Annotated in this window: 12 protein-coding genes; 7 read left to right on the forward strand and 5 right to left on the reverse strand. The window is 70.6% G+C overall.

The annotated features are described in order from the left end of the window. Window positions 1–4: 4 nt before the first annotated feature. Window positions 5–1,486 carry a sodium:solute symporter gene (locus tag J7E89_RS05540; protein ID WP_214969017.1) on the reverse strand — a complete coding sequence of 494 codons (1,482 nt, stop codon included), beginning with the start codon at window positions 1,484–1,486 and terminating at the stop codon, window positions 5–7. Window positions 1,487–1,657: 171 nt separating this feature from the next. On the opposite strand from J7E89_RS05540, the gene J7E89_RS05545 reads away from it, so the two are divergent. After that, window positions 1,658–3,307, forward strand: a complete 1,650-nt coding sequence (locus tag J7E89_RS05545) for a PucR family transcriptional regulator ligand-binding domain-containing protein (protein WP_214969019.1) — start codon at window positions 1,658–1,660, stop codon at window positions 3,305–3,307. Between the two features lie 107 nt (window positions 3,308–3,414). Further along, a complete protein-coding gene (locus tag J7E89_RS05550; RefSeq protein WP_214969022.1) occupies window positions 3,415–4,572 on the forward strand; it encodes an acyl-CoA dehydrogenase family protein in 1,158 nt (385 codons plus the stop codon). Between the two features lie 64 nt (window positions 4,573–4,636). On the opposite strand, the gene J7E89_RS05555 is transcribed toward J7E89_RS05550, so the two are convergent. Next, window positions 4,637–5,845 carry an RNA-guided endonuclease TnpB family protein gene (locus J7E89_RS05555; protein ID WP_214969025.1) on the reverse strand — a complete coding sequence of 403 codons (1,209 nt, stop codon included), beginning with the start codon at window positions 5,843–5,845 and terminating at the stop codon, window positions 4,637–4,639. Between the two features lie 121 nt (window positions 5,846–5,966). On the opposite strand from J7E89_RS05555, the gene tesB reads away from it, so the two are divergent. Further along, on the forward strand, window positions 5,967–6,839 hold the full coding sequence (gene tesB / locus J7E89_RS05560; protein ID WP_214969027.1) for an acyl-CoA thioesterase II: 873 nt from the start codon (window positions 5,967–5,969) through the stop codon (window positions 6,837–6,839). A gap of 69 nt (window positions 6,840–6,908) precedes the next feature. Here the strand turns inward: tesB and J7E89_RS05565 are convergent, their stop codons facing one another. The 3 genes from J7E89_RS05565 to J7E89_RS05575 form a co-directional block, all read right to left on the reverse strand. Further along, entirely contained in the window at window positions 6,909–7,697 is a 789-nt protein-coding gene (locus J7E89_RS05565; protein WP_214969029.1) for a phosphatase, read from the reverse strand. A 114-nt stretch (window positions 7,698–7,811) separates the two neighbouring features. Beyond that, the gene (locus tag J7E89_RS05570) at window positions 7,812–8,432 is read right to left on the reverse strand and encodes a TetR/AcrR family transcriptional regulator (RefSeq protein ID WP_214969031.1); all 621 of its coding nucleotides are present in this window, start codon (window positions 8,430–8,432) and stop codon (window positions 7,812–7,814) included. A 22-nt stretch (window positions 8,433–8,454) separates the two neighbouring features. Further along, window positions 8,455–9,759, reverse strand: coding sequence for a DUF418 domain-containing protein (locus J7E89_RS05575; protein ID WP_308315345.1), 1,305 nt, complete (start codon window positions 9,757–9,759; stop codon window positions 8,455–8,457). A 169-nt stretch (window positions 9,760–9,928) separates the two neighbouring features. Between J7E89_RS05575 and J7E89_RS05580 the strand changes: the two genes are divergently transcribed. Genes J7E89_RS05580 through J7E89_RS05600 form a run of 4 tightly spaced genes read left to right on the forward strand, consistent with a single transcriptional unit; the run spans window position 9,929 to window position 15,921 of the window. After that, the gene (locus tag J7E89_RS05580; RefSeq protein WP_214969033.1) at window positions 9,929–11,545 is read left to right on the forward strand and encodes a carboxyl transferase domain-containing protein; all 1,617 of its coding nucleotides are present in this window, start codon (window positions 9,929–9,931) and stop codon (window positions 11,543–11,545) included. Window positions 11,546–11,558: 13 nt separating this feature from the next. Then, a complete protein-coding gene (locus J7E89_RS05585; RefSeq protein WP_251060145.1) occupies window positions 11,559–13,796 on the forward strand; it encodes an acetyl-CoA carboxylase biotin carboxylase subunit in 2,238 nt (745 codons plus the stop codon). Continuing rightward, on the forward strand, window positions 13,793–14,758 hold the full coding sequence (locus tag J7E89_RS05595) for a hydroxymethylglutaryl-CoA lyase (protein WP_214969035.1): 966 nt from the start codon (window positions 13,793–13,795) through the stop codon (window positions 14,756–14,758). Before J7E89_RS05585 ends, J7E89_RS05595 begins: the two co-directional genes overlap by 4 nt. A 2-nt stretch (window positions 14,759–14,760) precedes the next feature. Further along, window positions 14,761–15,921 (forward strand): acyl-CoA dehydrogenase family protein, encoded by a 1,161-nt coding sequence (locus J7E89_RS05600; protein WP_214969038.1) that lies wholly within the window; start codon window positions 14,761–14,763, stop codon window positions 15,919–15,921. Window positions 15,922–16,031: the final 110 nt, after the last annotated feature.

Here is a 16,031-nt window from a genome sequence, read left to right on the forward strand (position 1 = left end):
GACTTTAACCCGGCGTGGGGACGGACTCGGACTGGGGCTCGGGCTCCAGCTCGGCGCCCCGCCCCGCCAGCCGCTCGCGCCAGGCGGCCAGGACGGCGGCGTCCGTCGGCGGAGTGGCGAGGCTGACGACGACGTACGCCGCGAGCGACAGCAACAGGCCGTAGTAGACGGGCTCGTTGGCGAGGATTCCGTACCACCACATCAGGCCGACGACCGCGAGTCCACCGGCGCAGACGGACGCCAGGGCGCCGTGCACCGTGCCGCGCTTCCACAGCAAGCCGCCGAGGATCGGCACCAGCAGGCCGCCGACCAGCAGGTTGTAGGCCACGGTCAGTGCCTCGACGACGTTGTTCAGGGCGATGGCGATACAGACGACCGCGATGCCCATGATCAGGATGAAGACGCGGTTGCCGCGCACCTCGTCGTGGGCTTCGACGTCCTTCTCGCGGGAGACCGCGCCGCGCAGCCGCGACCAGATGTCGTTGTTGGCGACAGTGGCACAGGCGATCAGCGCGCCGGACGAGGTCGACATCACGGCCGCCAGCGCCGCCGCGAGGACCAGGCCGCGTACGCCCATGGGCAGTTCGTCCCTGACGATCGTCGCGAAGGCGTCGTCCGCGTGGGCGAGGTCCGGGTAGAGGACCTTGGCCGCCGTACCGATGACCGCGCCGGCGAGGGCGTAGACCAGGCAGTACGTACCGGCGACCGTGCCGCCGTAGCGCGCGACCTTGTCGCTGCGGGCGGTGAAGACGCGCTGCCAGATGTCCTGGCCGATGAGCATGCCGAACGTATAGATCAGCACGTACGTGAAGATCGTCTCGCCGCCGATGCCGAGCGGGTCGAAGTACTCGGTGGGCAGCTGTGCCTTCATCTCGCTGAAGCCGCCGGCCTTGACGACCGCGATCGGCAGGAGCAGGAGCAGCACGCCGATCGTCTTGACGACGAACTGCACCATGTCGGTCAGCGTGATCGACCACATGCCGCCGAGCGTCGAGTACGCGACGACGATGGTGCCGCCGAGGATGATCGACAGGCCGCGGTCCATGTCGAAGATGACGTCGAAGATCGTGGCGTACGCGATGGTCGACGTGACGGCGAGCATGAGCGTGTACGCCCACATGACGACGCCCGAGATTATCCCGGCCCTGCCCCCGCCGTAGCGGAGGTCGAGCATCTCGCTGACCGTGTAGACCTTCAGGCGGGCGATGCGCGCGGAGAAGAAGATGCTGAGGGCGAGGAGCCCGAGGCCGATGGTGAAGACCATCCAGGCGCCGGAGAGGCCGTACTGGTAGCCGAGGCCCACGCCGCCGATGGTGGAGGCGCCGCCGAGGACGATGGCCGCCATCGTGCCGGAGTACATGCCGGGGCCGAGGCGGCGACCCGCCACCAGGAATTCGCTCTTGGACTTGGCGCGGCGCATGCCCCACCAGCCCATGGCAAGCATTCCGGCCAGGTATATGACGATCACCGCGTAGTCGACGGCCATGGGCCATCCTCCTTCGAGCACCTCAGTGGCGTGTCGTGCAGGGATATGTAAGGAGAGCGGCGGCTCTTGTGCGGGGACATCCGCCCGTACCCGCGGCCGCCGGTTCGCTCGACATTAAGTGGCTGGAAGGCGACGCTGAAGTGTACGTTTCATCCACTCCCCCGATCCCAGATGGATGGACCATCCATGCCGGAGCCTGTGGCCTCCTCTCCTTCCCCTCCCACCCCGCCGATTTCGCTGGCGGCGCTGCTGGCGCGGGAGGAGCTCGGCCTGCGCCTGATCGCGGGGCCCGAGGACGTGGATCTGCACTGGGTGCACACGTCGGAGATGGGCGACCCGTACCCGTACCTCCTGGGCGGTGAGCTCCTTCTGACGGCGGGCGTCCAGCTCACGGACCCCGACCACTACGTCTCCCGGGTCGTGGAGGCGGGCGCGGCGGCGCTCGGCTTCGGTGTCGCGCCGGTTTACGACACGGTTCCGCCGGCCCTGGTGGCGGCGTGCGAGCGGCACGGGCTGCCCCTGGTGGAGGTCCCGCCGCCGACGACGTTCACCGCGATCGCCCGCGCGGTGTGGCAGCTGATGGCGCAGGCGCGCCACCGCGAGCTGCGCCGCGTCGCGCAGGCTCAGCAGGGCCTGGCCACGGCTGCGGCCCGTCCCGACCCGGTGCCCGCGGTCCTGCGGCAGCTGACGGCGCGGCTGGACGGGGGCGGGGCGTGGGCGGTGCTGCTGTCGGCGGAAGGGGCGCCCCTGGCTACGGCGGGACGCGCGCCGGCGCCGGAAGCGCACGCGGCCCTGACCCGCCTGGCTCGCGTGGTCAACCCACCGCAGCCGGAGCCCGCCGCGACCGAGAGCGCGGCGCCCACCGGCACGGCGGCAACCGCACCCACGGGCAAGACCACCTCCGCACCCAGGACCGCGCCCACCGGCACGCCCGCGCCCGCGCACGTCAGGGCCGCCCCCTCCGGCACCGCCGCGCCCACCGCCGCCCCCAGGACCGCACCGGCCTCCGCCACCGACACCGCAGGTGGCAGCCACCTCGCCGCGTACGCACTCGCGGGCGGCCAGCGGCTGGCTCTGGGCGTTGCCTCGGGCCGGCGGGAGGCCGGGGACCACACCATCGCGGGCGTCGCCGTCGTACTGCTGTCGCTGCTCACCACACCGCATCAGGGCGCCGCGGAGTCCGCCCGCGCCGCCGCGCTGGTGCGGCTGCTGCTCGGAGCGGACGCGGGCGAGGTGGCGCCGCTGCTCGGCGCGGGCGAGTGGACCGTCGTCCACGCCCGGCCCACCAGTACCTCTGGTCGCGACCCGCTCGCCGCCGCGGCGCTCGGCGCGGCCCTCGGCAGCGCGCTGGTGGACGATACGGACGAGGGCGGTGGCGTACGGGTTCTGCTGAGCGAGGCCCGGGAGATCGAGCCGCAGCCCGGATGGACCCTCGGCGTCAGCTCCCCGGTGGCCCCGCACGACCTGCCCGCCGCCGACACCCGCGCCGACCGGGCCGTACGCCGCGCCGAGGCCACCCGCAGCCCTCTCGTGCGCGACCGGGGCGAGGCCGGCGAGGGGATCGCTTCGCTGGTCGGGCCCGACGAGGCCCGCGCCCACGCCCTCGTACAGCTAGCGCCGATCGCCGACTCGCCCGCCCTCACCACGACCCTGCGCACCTGGCTCTCGCTGCACGGCAGCTGGGACCGTACCGCCGTCGCACTCGACGTCCACCGCAACACGGTCCGCCAGCGCATCGCCCGCTGCGCGGCCCTGCTCGACACCGACCTGGACGACGCGGACGTGCGGATGGATCTGTGGTTCGCGCTGCGCTGGTTGTGACGCGTACGACCGTCCTGGAGCCTGGACAGCCTTGGTGACCACCCGGTAACTTCGACTGAGCAAGCGCTTAGAACAGCATCGCCGATTGAGCATGAAGGGGGCGTCCCGTGCGCCGTAGCGTTTTTGACGAGGACCACGAGGCGTTCCGGAAGACGATCCGGGCCTTCATCGAGGCCGAGGTCGTACCCGTCTACGACGAGTGGTTCGCCGCGGGCCAGGCGCCGCGCGACTTCTACTACAAGCTCGGCGAGCTGGGCGTCTTCGGTATCCGCGTTCCGGAGGAGTACGGCGGCGCGGGCATCGAGTCGCACAAGTACGAGGCCGTGATGTACGAGGAGACCTCCCGCGCGGGCGTCAACTTCGGCGGCTCCGGCGTGCACGTGCTGCTGGGCCTGCCCTACATCGAGATGCTCGCCACGGACGAGCAGAAGCAGCGCTTCCTGCCGAAGTTCGTGTCCGGCGAGGAGATGTGGGCGCTGGCGATGACGGAGCCGGGCACCGGCTCCGACGTCGCGGGCATGAAGACCAGCGCCAAGCTGTCCGAGGACGGCACGCACTACGTCCTCAACGGCGCGAAGACGTTCATCACCGGCGGTGTGCACGCCGACCGCGTGATCGTGTGCGCCCGCACGGCCGCACCGCGCGAGGACGACCGCCGCTTCGGCATCTCCCTGTTCGCCGTGGACACCAAGTCCGAGGGCTACTCGGTCGGCCGCAAGCTGGACAAGCTCGGCCTGAAGACCTCCGACACCGCCGAGCTGGCGTTCGTCGACGTGAAGGTGCCGGTCGAGGACCTGCTCGGCGAGGAGAACAAGGGCTTCGGCTACCTGGGCAAGAACCTTGCCTCGGAGCGCTGGGGCATCGCGTTCGGCGCGTACGCACAGGCCAAGGCCGCCGTCCGCTTCGCCCAGAGTTACGTCCAGGACCGCACCGTCTTCGGCAAGACGGTCGCGTCCTTCCAGAACACCAAGTTCGAGCTGGCCGCCTGCCAGGCCGAGGTGGACGCCGCCGAGGCGGTCGCCGACCGCGCCCTGGAAGCCCTGGACGCGGGCGAGCTCACGCCGGCCGAGGCCGCGTCCGCGAAGCTGTTCTGCACCGAGGTCGCGCACCGTGTCATCGACAGGTGCCTCCAGCTCCACGGCGGTTACGGCTTCATGAACGAGTACCCGATCGCCCGCCTGTACGCGGACAACCGCGTCAACCGCATCTACGGCGGCACCAGCGAGGTCATGAAGATGATCATCGCCAAGGATATGGGCCTCTAAGAACCCGCCCGGATCGTCGTTCGAAAAAACCCCTGCAGAACTGCCCTTTTGACATTTCCCCTCCCTAAAGGGAGGGGAGTTTCACCTTCGCAGGTGGGTTTTCCTGCTTCGCAGCAGGCTGCCTCGTCCGGGAGGACTCCCGTTGAGGTCTTACGCCCGCTCCACAGGCAGACACCGCCAGCCCGGCGGCCAGAAGGTTGATCGCCGCGTTCACGTCCCGGTCATGGGCCGTGCCGCAGTCGCACGTCCAGGTGCGGACGTTCAGGGGCATAGCGTCGGCGAGCGCCCCGCAGGCGGAGCACAGTTTCGAGCTGGGGAACCACCGGTCGACGGTGATCAGCTCACGCCCGTACCAGGCGCACTTGTACTCCAACATGGACCGCAGTTCGGTCCAGCTCGCATCGCTGATCGCGCGGGCGAGCGTGTGATTCTTGACCATGTTGCGCACGGTCAGGTCCTCGATCACGAGCGTTTGGTTTTCGCGCACGAGTCGAGTGGTCAGCTTGTGCAGGAAGTCCCGCCTGCGGTCAGCGATCCGGGCATGGACGCGGGCGACCTTGGTACGGGCCCTGGCACGGTTCTTCGATCCCTTGGACTTGCGGGACAGCTCCCGCTGAGCGCGGGCAAGCCGCGCCCGGTCCCGGCGTTCATGCCGGGGGTTGGTGATCTTCTCCCCGGTCGAGAGCGTCACCAAGGCGTTCAGTCCAGCGTCGATACCGACGGCGTTCGTGGTGGCGGGCTTGGGCTGGGGAGTGTCGTCGCACAGCATCGAGACGAACCACCGCCCCGCCGCGTCGCGGGAGACAGTCACCGTAGTCGGCTCCGCACCCTCCGGCAGGGGACGGGACCAGACGATGTCCAGCGGGTCACGCATCTTTGCCAGCGTCAGAAAACCCTGTCGATACCTGAACCCCGAGCGGGTGTATTCAGCCGAAGCCCGGGATTTACGCTTGCACTTCAGCCGCGGGTACTTCGAGCGCTGCTCCCAGAACGAGACGAACGCACCCTGCAAATGCCGCAGCGCCTGCTGCAGTGGCACGGAAGAAACCTCGCACAGGAACGCCAGCTCCTCGCTCTTCTTCCACTGCGTCAGCATCGCCGAGGTCTGCACGTAGTTCACGCGCTCCTGCCGCGCCCACGCCTCCGTACGCGCGGCGAGCGCCATGTTGTAGACCTTCCGCACACACCCGAACGTGCGCGACAGCTCAGCAGCTTGCGCATCAGTCGGATAGAAGCGGAACTTGAACGCCCGCTTAATACTTCGGGAAGCCACGCCTCACACACTAGTGTGGCAGTCAGTAAGAACTCAACTCACGGTCACGACAAGCCCGCAGAGCTCCCGGGATGCGTTCGTCCCCCCGCTGAAGCCGGGAGTTTGCACACAAGGATTCCGGATGATCAAAGCACTCGAAGCCCTCCTCGATCTGCTCGACCTGGAGCAGATCGAGGAGGACATCTTCCGAGGCGTGAGCCGTTCGGCGATCGTTCCCCGCGTCTTCGGGGGGCAAGTCGCGGCCCAGGCCCTCGTCGCCGCGGGCCGTACCGTCCCCGGCGACCGCCTCGCCCACTCCCTGCACGCCTATTTCCTGCGCCCCGGCGACCCGGGCGCGCCGATCGTCTACACCGTCGACCGCATCCGCGACGGCCGCTCGTTCACCACGCGCCGCGTCGTCGCCGTCCAGCACGGCCAGCCGATCTTCCACCTCTCCGCGTCCTTCCAGACGTACGAGGAGGGCCTGGAGCACCAGGCGGACATGCCGCCCGCACCGGACCCCGAGACGCTCCCGACGGCGGCCCAGATGCTGCCGCGGTACGCGGACCACTTCCTCGACCGGGGTGTCGTCGACCGCATGCTGGAGGCTCGCGCGGCGGTCGATCTCCGCTACGTCGACGCCCCGCCGTACGGCAGCGTCGGCGAACCGCGCGAACCGCGCTCGCAGGTCTGGTTCCGTACGAACGGCAAGCTTGCCGACGACCCTCTCCTGCACGTGTGCCTCGCGACGTACGTCTCCGACATGACGCTGCTCGACTCGGTGCTGCTCGCGCACGGGCGCGGCGGCTGGGCGACGGGCGATGTCGTCGGCGCGTCGCTCGACCACGCGATGTGGTTCCACCGGCCGTTCCGGGCGGACGAATGGCTGCTGTACGACCAGGAGTCGCCGTCGGCGTCGGGCGGGCGGGGGCTGGGCCAGGCCCGGATCTACACGCAGGACGGCCGGCTGGCGATTTCCGTCATCCAGGAGGGCGTGGTCCGGGTACCCCGCTGACCGCCGACCGCCGATAACGTCCGGAGTCAGAGGGTGCCCGGCGGTGCCACGCACCTCGTGGGCACGCGGTCAGACCTGTTCCGCCAAACCCGCCGCGTCCAGCAGGTACGCCGTCATCGGGTCGTAGAAGCGCGGGTCGGTGACGTGGTCGTCGAGCGGGACCGTGACCTGGAGCGTGCCTTCCGCTTCCGCGATGAAGAGCGCCGGGTCGTTGGAGTCGGCGTATCCGACCGCGTCGATGCCGCGCTGACCGGCGCACCCCGCCCACCCGTGGTCGGCGACGACCAGGTCGGGCAGTGGCCGCCCCTCGTGCTCCATCGCGTTGAGGATCGCCGTCATCGGCTCGGGCGAGTGCGTGTGCCACAGCGTCGCGCCGCGTTCCAGCATCGCGACGTCCGCGAACTGGAACACCATGCCCTCGTCCGCCATGAGCCCGCCGGGGATCCGTACGATCTCGCAGCCCGCGCGGCGCAGCGCGTCCGCCGTCTGGCGGTGTACGTCGAGCAGCCCGCCCGGGTGCCCGGTCGCGAACAGCACGCGCTCCTTGCCGGCGGCGGCCTTGCGCAGCCGCGCCGCCATGCGCTCCAGCGCGTCGACGGTCAGCTCGGGGTCAATGGTGTCCTGGCCCATGCGGTGCTCGGGGTCGTCACTGACACCGCAGCGCTCGGCCATGACGGCGAGGACGTCCTGCTCGTCGGTCCAGCGGTCACCGAGTTCGAGACCGAGCCAGTAGTGGCGGTCACCGTTCGCGAGCTTGCGGTAGTGGGAGAGGTTGTTGTCGCGGGGAGTGGCGACGTCACCCGCGATGCGGGTGCGGGCGAGGTGATCGACAAGAGCGGCGCGGCTGGGTATCGGCATGAGCCCATTGTGCCGTCCGGCTCCGACCCCCGTCCGGCAAAGCGGCCCCGCCCGGCAAACATCCGGCCCGTCCGGCGTTTGAGGGCCGGGGTCCGGGGCGGAGCCCCGGTTACCTCAGGCCACAGCCCGCGGCGCGAGCGCCCCGAACGCCCCGTGCGCCAGCCGCCGCAACAGCCCCTCCATCGCCGCGCGCCCCGGCAGTCCATTGCCGTACGCCCCCAGGTGCGGCGTCGAGTTGAGCAGTCCGAACACCGCGTGCACGGCCGACCGCGCCTCCGCCTCCGGTACGTCGGGATTCAACTCCCGGACGACGGTGACCCACAGTTCGACGTACTGCCGCTGGAGCTGTCGGACCCGCTTGCGATCGCTCTCCCTGAGCCGGTCCAGTTCGCGGTCGTGCAGGGTGATCAGCGGCCGGTCGTCGAGCGCGAAGTCGATGTGGCCGTCGATGAGCGAGCCCAGGACGGCCGCCGGGCTGTCGGCCGATTCGGCGGCGGCGCGCTGCCTGCCGCCGTCCAGCAGCCGCTCACTGATGCCGACGAGCAGCTCCGCGAGCATGGCGTCCTTGCCGGGGAAATGGCGGTAGAGACCAGGGCCGCTGATGCCTACGGCGGCGCCTATCTCGTCGACGCCCACGCCGTGGAAGCCGCGCTCGGCAAAGAGGCGGGCGGCCTCTTTGAGGATCTGCTCGCGGCGGGTCGGGGCCGCGACGCGGGCGGCGGCGTTGGTGCTCATGAGGCCAGTCTAAACCGGTCGGTTAGCGGTCGTTAACCTCACGGAAACGCTCGCGGGCACGCTCGTGGGCACGCTCGTGGGCACGCTCGTGGGCACGCTCGTGGGAACGCTCGTGGGAACGCTCGCGGGAACGCTCGCGGAAATGGGTGAACGCACGCAGCACCCATTCCACAGGACCCAGCCGGTGCCGCCGCATCAGCCACCCGCTGAGCGCGAGCTGCGCGGCGTACAGGACGAGCGCGACGCCCACCGGGACGGCTATGCCCACGCGTCCGTACAGACCGAGACCGTACCCCGTGAAGATCAGGGCCATGACCAGGGACTGGGTGAGGTAGTTGGTCAGCGCCATGCGCCCGGCGGGCGCGAGCACCCCCGCGGCCCGGGCGCCGCTCGGCGTACCGAACCAGAGCAGCAGGCCGGCGACGTACGCGGCACTGAGTGCCGGAGCGGCGACCACGCCGGTCATGGCGGCGAGCAGCTCCCAGCGGGGCGAGAGCGGGCCTGCCATGCCGGAGGCCGCGAAGGCGGCGGCGGGCACGCCCAGGCAGAGGCCGGTCACGAGGATACGGCGCAGACTCGCCCCGTCGGCCCGCGTGAGCCACTGCCGCTTCCCGGCCGAGAGCCCCAGCAGGAAGGCGGCGACCACGAAGCCGCTCATGGTGACCAGCGCGATGACGGCGAAGGGCAGTTGTCCCACGTTCGCGCCCACGACATCGGTGAACCCGCCCCGGTAGGCGGTGGTGAGTTCGGCGGCTTCGGCGGCCGCGGCGGCCCGCTCCGCGTCGCTTTCGGGGCCGGCGAGCGTCCCGAGCGCGCCGAGCAGCAGGAGAAACGAGCCGAAGACGCCCCACACCCAGAGCGCGGCGCGGTACGCCCCTTCGGGGGTGGCCCGGCGGGCGGCGAAGAGGATCAGGCCGAGCAGGGCATACGTCGTGAGGATGTCGCCGATGTAGAGGAACACCGCATGCAGGGCCCCGAGAACGAACAGCCCCAGCAGCCGCCGCATCGTGCGCGGCCCGAAGCGGGCTCCCGCGCGCTCGGCGGAGGCCGCCTGGAGGGTGAAGCTGTAGCCGAAGAGGAACGAGAACAGCAGATAGAACTTGCTCTGCGCGAGGAAATCGACCAGCCACAGGGCCACGGCATCCGCGGCAGCGGGCGGACGGCCGCCCAGCACGCCGGTCGTGCCCGCCATGGTCAAGGTGTTGACGAGCAGGATGCCGAGGAGCGCGAAGCCGCGAAGGGCGTCGACCTCCAGGACGCGCTGTCGCGGCTGCGTCCGTATCGCCCCTGCCGCCTCGCCCCGCGCCGTGTCTCGCAATGTCGTCACAAGTCCCGCCCCCGTGTGTAGTCGGGTCAGATCCTGACACCTCTCGATCTTGATCGCGTCATACCGGAGGACGAATCCACAGCCCTGGACAGGGCGGTTAGCGCTCGTTAACCTGAAAGGGCGTTAACGCTCATTAACATCACATCGACCGGGCAAGGGGGCTCAGGAGATGCGGCAGGCACCAGTGCTGACCAGCACCGCCGATCCGGCAGCCGAGGCATGGCGGGCCAATGAAGCGGCCCACCTGGAGCTCGTGGAGGGGCTGCGCGGGCGGCTCGCCGCGGCGCGGCTCGGCGGCGGTGAGAAGGCGCGTGCCCGGCACACCGCGCGCGGCAAGCTCCTCCCCCGCGACCGCGTGGACGCGCTCCTGGACCCCGGGTCGCCCTTCCTGGAGCTGGCCCCGCTGGCGGCCGAGGGGATGTACGGCGGGGCGGCGCCGGCCGCCGGTGTGATCGCCGGGATCGGGCGGGTGAGCGGCCGCGAGGTGGTCGTGGTCGCCAATGACGCCACGGTCAAGGGCGGCACGTACTACCCGATGACCGTCAAGAAGCACCTCCGCGCCCAGGAGGTGGCCCTCGAAAACCGTCTGCCCTGCGTCTACTTGGTGGACTCCGGCGGCGCCTTCCTCCCCATGCAGGACGAGGTCTTCCCGGACCGCGAGCACTTCGGGCGCATCTTCTACAACCAGGCCCGCATGTCGGGGGCGGGCATCCCGCAGATCGCGGCGGTGCTCGGCTCCTGCACGGCGGGCGGGGCGTACGTACCCGCGATGAGCGACGAGGCCGTCATCGTGCGGAACCAAGGCACGATCTTCCTGGGCGGACCGCCGCTGGTGAAGGCCGCCACGGGCGAGGTCGTCACGGCGGAGGAGCTGGGCGGCGGCGAGGTCCACTCCCGCACGTCGGGCGTCACCGACCATCTCGCCGAGGACGACGCCCACGCGCTGCGCATCGTCCGGAACATCGTCGCGACGCTGCCGGAGCGCGGCCCGCTGCCGTGGTCGGTCGAGCCGGTCGAGGAGCCGAAGGTCGATCCGGCCGGGCTGTACGGCGCGGTGCCGGTGGACTCCCGTACGCCCTACGACGTGCGTGAAGTCATCGCGCGGACGGTCGACGGCTCGCGCTTCCAGGAGTTCAAGGCGGAGTACGGCCAGACGCTGATCACGGGCTTCGCACGGATCCACGGGCACCCGGTCGGCATCGTCGCCAACAACGGCATCCTGTTCTCCGAATCCGCCCAGAAGGGCGCGCACTTCATCGAGCTGTGCGACCAGCGCGGCATCCCCCTCCTCTTCCTCCAGAACATCTCGGGCTTCATGGTCGGCAGGGACTACGAAGCGGGCGGTATCGCCAAGCACGGCGCGAAAATGGTGACGGCGGTGGCGTGCACGCGCGTACCGAAGCTGACGGTCGTCGTCGGCGGGTCGTACGGCGCGGGCAACTACTCGATGTGCGGCCGGGCGTACTCGCCGCGCTTCCTCTGGATGTGGCCCAACGCGAAGATCTCGGTGATGGGCGGCGAGCAGGCGGCGTCGGTCCTCGCGACGGTCAAGCGCGACCAACTGGAGGCGCGGGGCGAACAGTGGCCGGCCGCGGAGGAGGAGGCCTTCAAGGACCCGATCCGCGCGCAGTACGAGGCCCAGGGCAACGCCTACTACGCGACGGCGCGCCTGTGGGACGACGGCGTGATCGACCCGCTGGAGACCCGGCAGGTGGTGGGTCTGGCCCTGACGGCCTGCGCCAACGCACCGCTGCCCGAGCCCGCCTTCGGCATCTTCCGGATGTGAGAGACAGATGACGATGTTCGACACAGTCCTGGTCGCCAACCGCGGTGAGATCGCGGTCCGCGTCATCCGCACGTTGCGGGAGCTGGGCGTGCGCTCGGTGGCCGTGTTCAGCGACGCGGACGCGGATGCCCGTCATGTACGGGAGGCGGACACGGCGGTCCGGATCGGCCCGGCGGCGGCCTCCGCCTCCTACCTGCGCACGGACCGTCTGCTGGAGGCGGCCGCCCGTACGGGCGCACAGGCCGTCCACCCGGGCTACGGCTTCCTCGCCGAGAACGCGGCCTTCGCACAAGCGTGCGCGGACGCGGGCCTCGCCTTCATCGGCCCTCCCGCCTCCGCCATAGCGCTGATGGGCGACAAGATCCGGGCGAAGGAGACGGTACGGGCGGCAGGCGTGCCGGTGGTCCCCGGATCGTCCGGCAGCGGGCTGACGGATGCCGAACTGGCGGCGGCGGCGCGGGAGATCGGCATGCCGGTCCTCCTGAAGCCGTCGGCCGGCGGCGGCGGCAAGGGCATGCGGCTGACGCGGGTCGAGTCGTCACTGGCCGACGAGATCGCGGCGGCCAGGCGTGAGGCGCGGGCGTCCTTCGGCGACGACACTCTCCTCGTCGAACGGTGGATCGACCGCCCCCGGCACATCGAGATCCAGGTCCTCGCCGACGCCCACGGAAACGTGATCCACCTGGGCGAGCGCGAATGCTCCCTCCAGCGCCGCCACCAGAAGATCATCGAGGAGGCCCCGTCGGTCCTCCTCGACGAGGCGACCCGCGCGGCGATGGGCGAGGCGGCGGTCCAGGCGGCGCGCTCCTGCGGCTACCGGGGTGCGGGCACGGTGGAGTTCATCGTCCCGGGCAACGACCCGTCCTCGTACTACTTCATGGAGATGAACACCCGCCTCCAGGTGGAACACCCGGTGACAGAGCTGATCACCGGCCTCGACCTGGTGGAGTGGCAGCTTCGGGTCGCGGCCGGTGAAGAACTCCCCTTCACACAGAAGGACATCACGCTCACGGGCCACGCGGTGGAGGCCCGCATCTGCGCGGAAGACCCCTCTCGCGGTTTCCTCCCCTCGGGCGGCACGATCCTCGCCCTCCACGAGCCGCAGGGCGACGGCGTACGCACGGACTCCGGCCTTACGGCGGGCACGGAGGTCGGCAGCATTTACGACCCGATGCTCTCCAAGGTCATCGCGTACGCCCCCGACCGCGCCACCGCCCTGCGCCGCCTGCGCGCGGCCCTGGCGGAGACGGTCACCCTGGGCGTCCCGACAAACGCGGGCTTCCTGCGCCGCCTGCTGGCCCACCCCGACGTCGTGTCGGGAGCCCTGGACACGGGCCTGGTCGAACGCGACGCGGACAGCCTGATCCCGGACGGCGTACCGCCGGAGGTGTACGCGGCGGCCACGCTGCTGCGGGCCGGGCGGACGACCGTCGCCGACGTGACACCCGGCTGGACGGACCCCTTCTCCGCCCGCACGGGCTGGCGCCTGGGCGGCACACCCGCCTGGACGGTGCACCACGTGCGCGTCCCGGGCCACGACCCCGTGGAGATCCGCCTGCGCACCACGGCGGCGGGCCAGGAAATCCTGATCCCGGAAGCACAGCCCCCGGCCCCGGACCTGGCAACCGCCATCCCCCTGGAACCGGTGCCCCCGAGCGGCGCGCAAGTCCCGCCCGGGGAACCCGACGTCCTCACGCCGACACCTTCCACCGGCGTACCCACCCCGCACACGGGTGCAACCCGTTCCGGGAACGGCGGCGCGCAGCTGCCGCCCCGGGGGCCCGGAGGCTTGCCCCCGGTGTCGGCAAGGGGCGAGGTGGGGGAAGAAAAGCTGCCCACCCGCGCACGCATCGTCGGCGCCGACACCGACGCCGTCACCATCGAACTCGCCGGCGTCACCCACACCTTCAGCCACGCGGCCAGCACCGAGGGCACGTGGCTGGGCCGGGACGGGGACGCCTGGCACGTCCAGGACCACGACCCCGTCGAGGCGAGCCTGACCGGCGGCGCCCGCTCCGGGGTCGACACCCTCGCCGCGCCCATGCCCGGCACCGTCACCGTGGTCAAGGTGGCCGTGGGGGACCACGTCGACGCCGGGCAGAGCCTCCTCGTCGTCGAGGCGATGAAGATGGAGCACGTCATCTCCGCGCCGCACGCCGGGACCGTCACCGAGCTCGACGTGACGCCGGGCTCGACCGTCGCCATGGACCAGGTCCTGGCCGTGGTTACCCCGCAGGAGGAGGAGTCATGACCGACGGGCCGCAATTGCCGATGCAGGTCCGGGCGCCCGACCTGCCCACCCGCGTCCGCATCCACGAAGTCGGCGCCCGCGACGGTCTCCAGAACGAGAAGACCGTCGTACCGACCGAAGTGAAGGCGGAGTTCATCCACCGCCTCGCCGACGCCGGTCTGAGCACCGTCGAGGCGACCAGCTTCGTGCACCCCAAGTGGGTGCCGCAGTTGGCCGATGCAGAGGACCTGTTCCCGCTCCTGCACGACTTGCAGGGGGCCGCCGAGCTCCCCGTGCTCGTACCGAACGCCCGCGGCCTCGACCGCGCCCTGGCGCTCGGCGCGCGCCGCATCGCCGTGTTCGGGAGCGCGACGGAGACGTTCGCGAGCCGCAACCTCAACCGGACGATCGACGAGTCGCTCGCCATGTTCGAGCCGGTCGTCGCCCGCGCGAAGCAGGACAGCATCCACGTACGCGGCTACCTCTCCATGTGCTTCGGCGACCCGTGGGAAGGCCCGGTCCCGGTCCCCCAAGTCGTCAGGGTCGCCAAGGCGCTCGTCGACCTCGGCTGCGACGAGCTGAGCCTCGGCGACACGATCGGCGTGGCCACCCCCGGCCACGTCCAGAGCCTCCTCGCCCACCTCAACGAGGCCGGAGTCCCGACCCAGGCCATCGGCGTGCACTTCCACGACACGTACGGCCAGGCCCTCGCCAACACCCTCGCCGCGCTCCAGCACGGCGTCACCACCGTGGACGCGTCCGCGGGCGGCCTCGGCGGCTGCCCGTACGCGAAGAGCGCCACCGGAAATCTCGCCACCGAAGACCTCGTGTGGATGCTCAACGGCCTCGGCATCGAAACCGGGGTCGACCTCGGCCGCCTCACCGCCACCAGCGCGTGGATGGCCGAACGGCTGGGGCGTCCCAGCCCCTCCCGCACCGTGCGCGCCCTGTCCCACAAGGACCTGTCCCACAAGGAGTCGTAGCCATGCCCCTCGACCACCGCCTCTCCCCCGAACACGAAGAACTCCGCCGTACGGTCGAGGAGTTCGCCCACGACGTGGTCGCCCCGAAGATCGGCGACCTCTACGAGCGCCACGAGTTCCCGTACGAAATCGTCCGCGAGATGGGCCGCATGGGCCTGTTCGGCCTGCCCTTCCCCGAGGAGTACGGCGGCATGGGCGGCGACTACCTCGCGCTCGGCATCGCCCTCGAAGAGCTGGCCCGGGTCGATTCCTCGGTCGCGATCACCCTCGAAGCGGGCGTCTCCCTCGGCGCGATGCCCATCTTCCGCTTCGGCACGGAGGAGCAGAAGCGCGAATGGCTCCCCCGCCTGTGCTCCGGCGAACTGCTGGGCGCGTTCGGCCTCACCGAACCGGACTGCGGCTCGGACGCCGGCGGCACGAAGACCACGGCACGCCGCGAGGGCGACGAGTGGGTGATAAATGGCTCGAAGTGCTTCATCACCAACTCCGGTACGGACATCACCGGCCTGGTCACCGTGACCGCGGTGACCGGCCGCAAGCCCGATGGCAAGCCGGAGATCTCCGCGATCATCGTCCCGTCCGGCACCCCCGGTTTCACCGTCGCCGCCCCGTACTCCAAGGTCGGCTGGAACGCCTCGGACACCCGCGAGCTGTCCTTCTCCGACGTACGCGTCCCGCTCGCCAACCTCCTCGGCGAAGAGGGCCGTGGTTACGCCCAGTTCCTGCGCATCCTCGACGAGGGCCGCGTCGCGATCTCGGCACTCGCGACGGGCCTGGCCCAGGGCTGCGTCGACGAGTCGTTGACGTACGCGAAGGAGCGCCACACCTTCGGCCGGCCCATCGGCTCGAACCAGGCGATCCAGTTCAAGATCGCCGATATGGAGATGCGCGCCCACATGGCGCGCATCGGCTGGCGCGACGCGGCGTCACGCCTGGTCCAGGGCGAGCCGTTCAAGAAGGAAGCGGCGCTCGCCAAGCTCTACTCCTCCACGGTCGCGGTCGACAACGCCCGCGAGGCCACCCAGATCCACGGCGGCTACGGCTTCATGAACGAGTATCCGGTGGCCAGGATGTGGCGCGACTCCAAGATCCTGGAGATCGGCGAGGGCACGAGCGAGGTCCAGCGCATGCTGATCGCCCGCGAACTGGGCCTCACCGGCTGACCGTTCGGGCGGCTGCGTCACGTACGTGCGCGCTGTGGTGCATACCACCAGTGGACAGTTCGTGAGGTTAGGCTAACCTACCTTCGAACTTGTCCCTGGTGGACGCAGCC

It is taken from the genome of Streptomyces sp. ISL-100, from assembly GCF_018614615.1.
In the GTDB taxonomy this organism is placed as follows: Bacteria; Actinomycetota; Actinomycetes; order Streptomycetales; family Streptomycetaceae; genus Streptomyces.

Excerpts from the sequence above, each read along its gene's own strand:
- J7E89_RS05540 (WP_214969017.1), bottom strand. The coding sequence starts at position 1,486 with ATGGCCGTCGACTACGCGGTGATCGTCATATACCTGGCCGGAATGCTT.
- J7E89_RS05545 (WP_214969019.1), top strand. The coding sequence starts at position 1,658 with ATGGATGGACCATCCATGCCGGAGCCTGTGGCCTCCTCTCCTTCCCCT.
- tesB (WP_214969027.1), top strand. The coding sequence starts at position 5,967 with ATGATCAAAGCACTCGAAGCCCTCCTCGATCTGCTCGACCTGGAGCAG.
- J7E89_RS05565 (WP_214969029.1), bottom strand. The coding sequence starts at position 7,697 with ATGCCGATACCCAGCCGCGCCGCTCTTGTCGATCACCTCGCCCGCACC.
- J7E89_RS05570 (WP_214969031.1), bottom strand. The coding sequence starts at position 8,432 with ATGAGCACCAACGCCGCCGCCCGCGTCGCGGCCCCGACCCGCCGCGAG.
- J7E89_RS05580 (WP_214969033.1), top strand. The coding sequence starts at position 9,929 with ATGCGGCAGGCACCAGTGCTGACCAGCACCGCCGATCCGGCAGCCGAG.
- J7E89_RS05585 (WP_251060145.1), top strand. The coding sequence starts at position 11,559 with ATGTTCGACACAGTCCTGGTCGCCAACCGCGGTGAGATCGCGGTCCGC.
- J7E89_RS05595 (WP_214969035.1), top strand. The coding sequence starts at position 13,793 with ATGACCGACGGGCCGCAATTGCCGATGCAGGTCCGGGCGCCCGACCTG.
- J7E89_RS05600 (WP_214969038.1), top strand. The coding sequence starts at position 14,761 with ATGCCCCTCGACCACCGCCTCTCCCCCGAACACGAAGAACTCCGCCGT.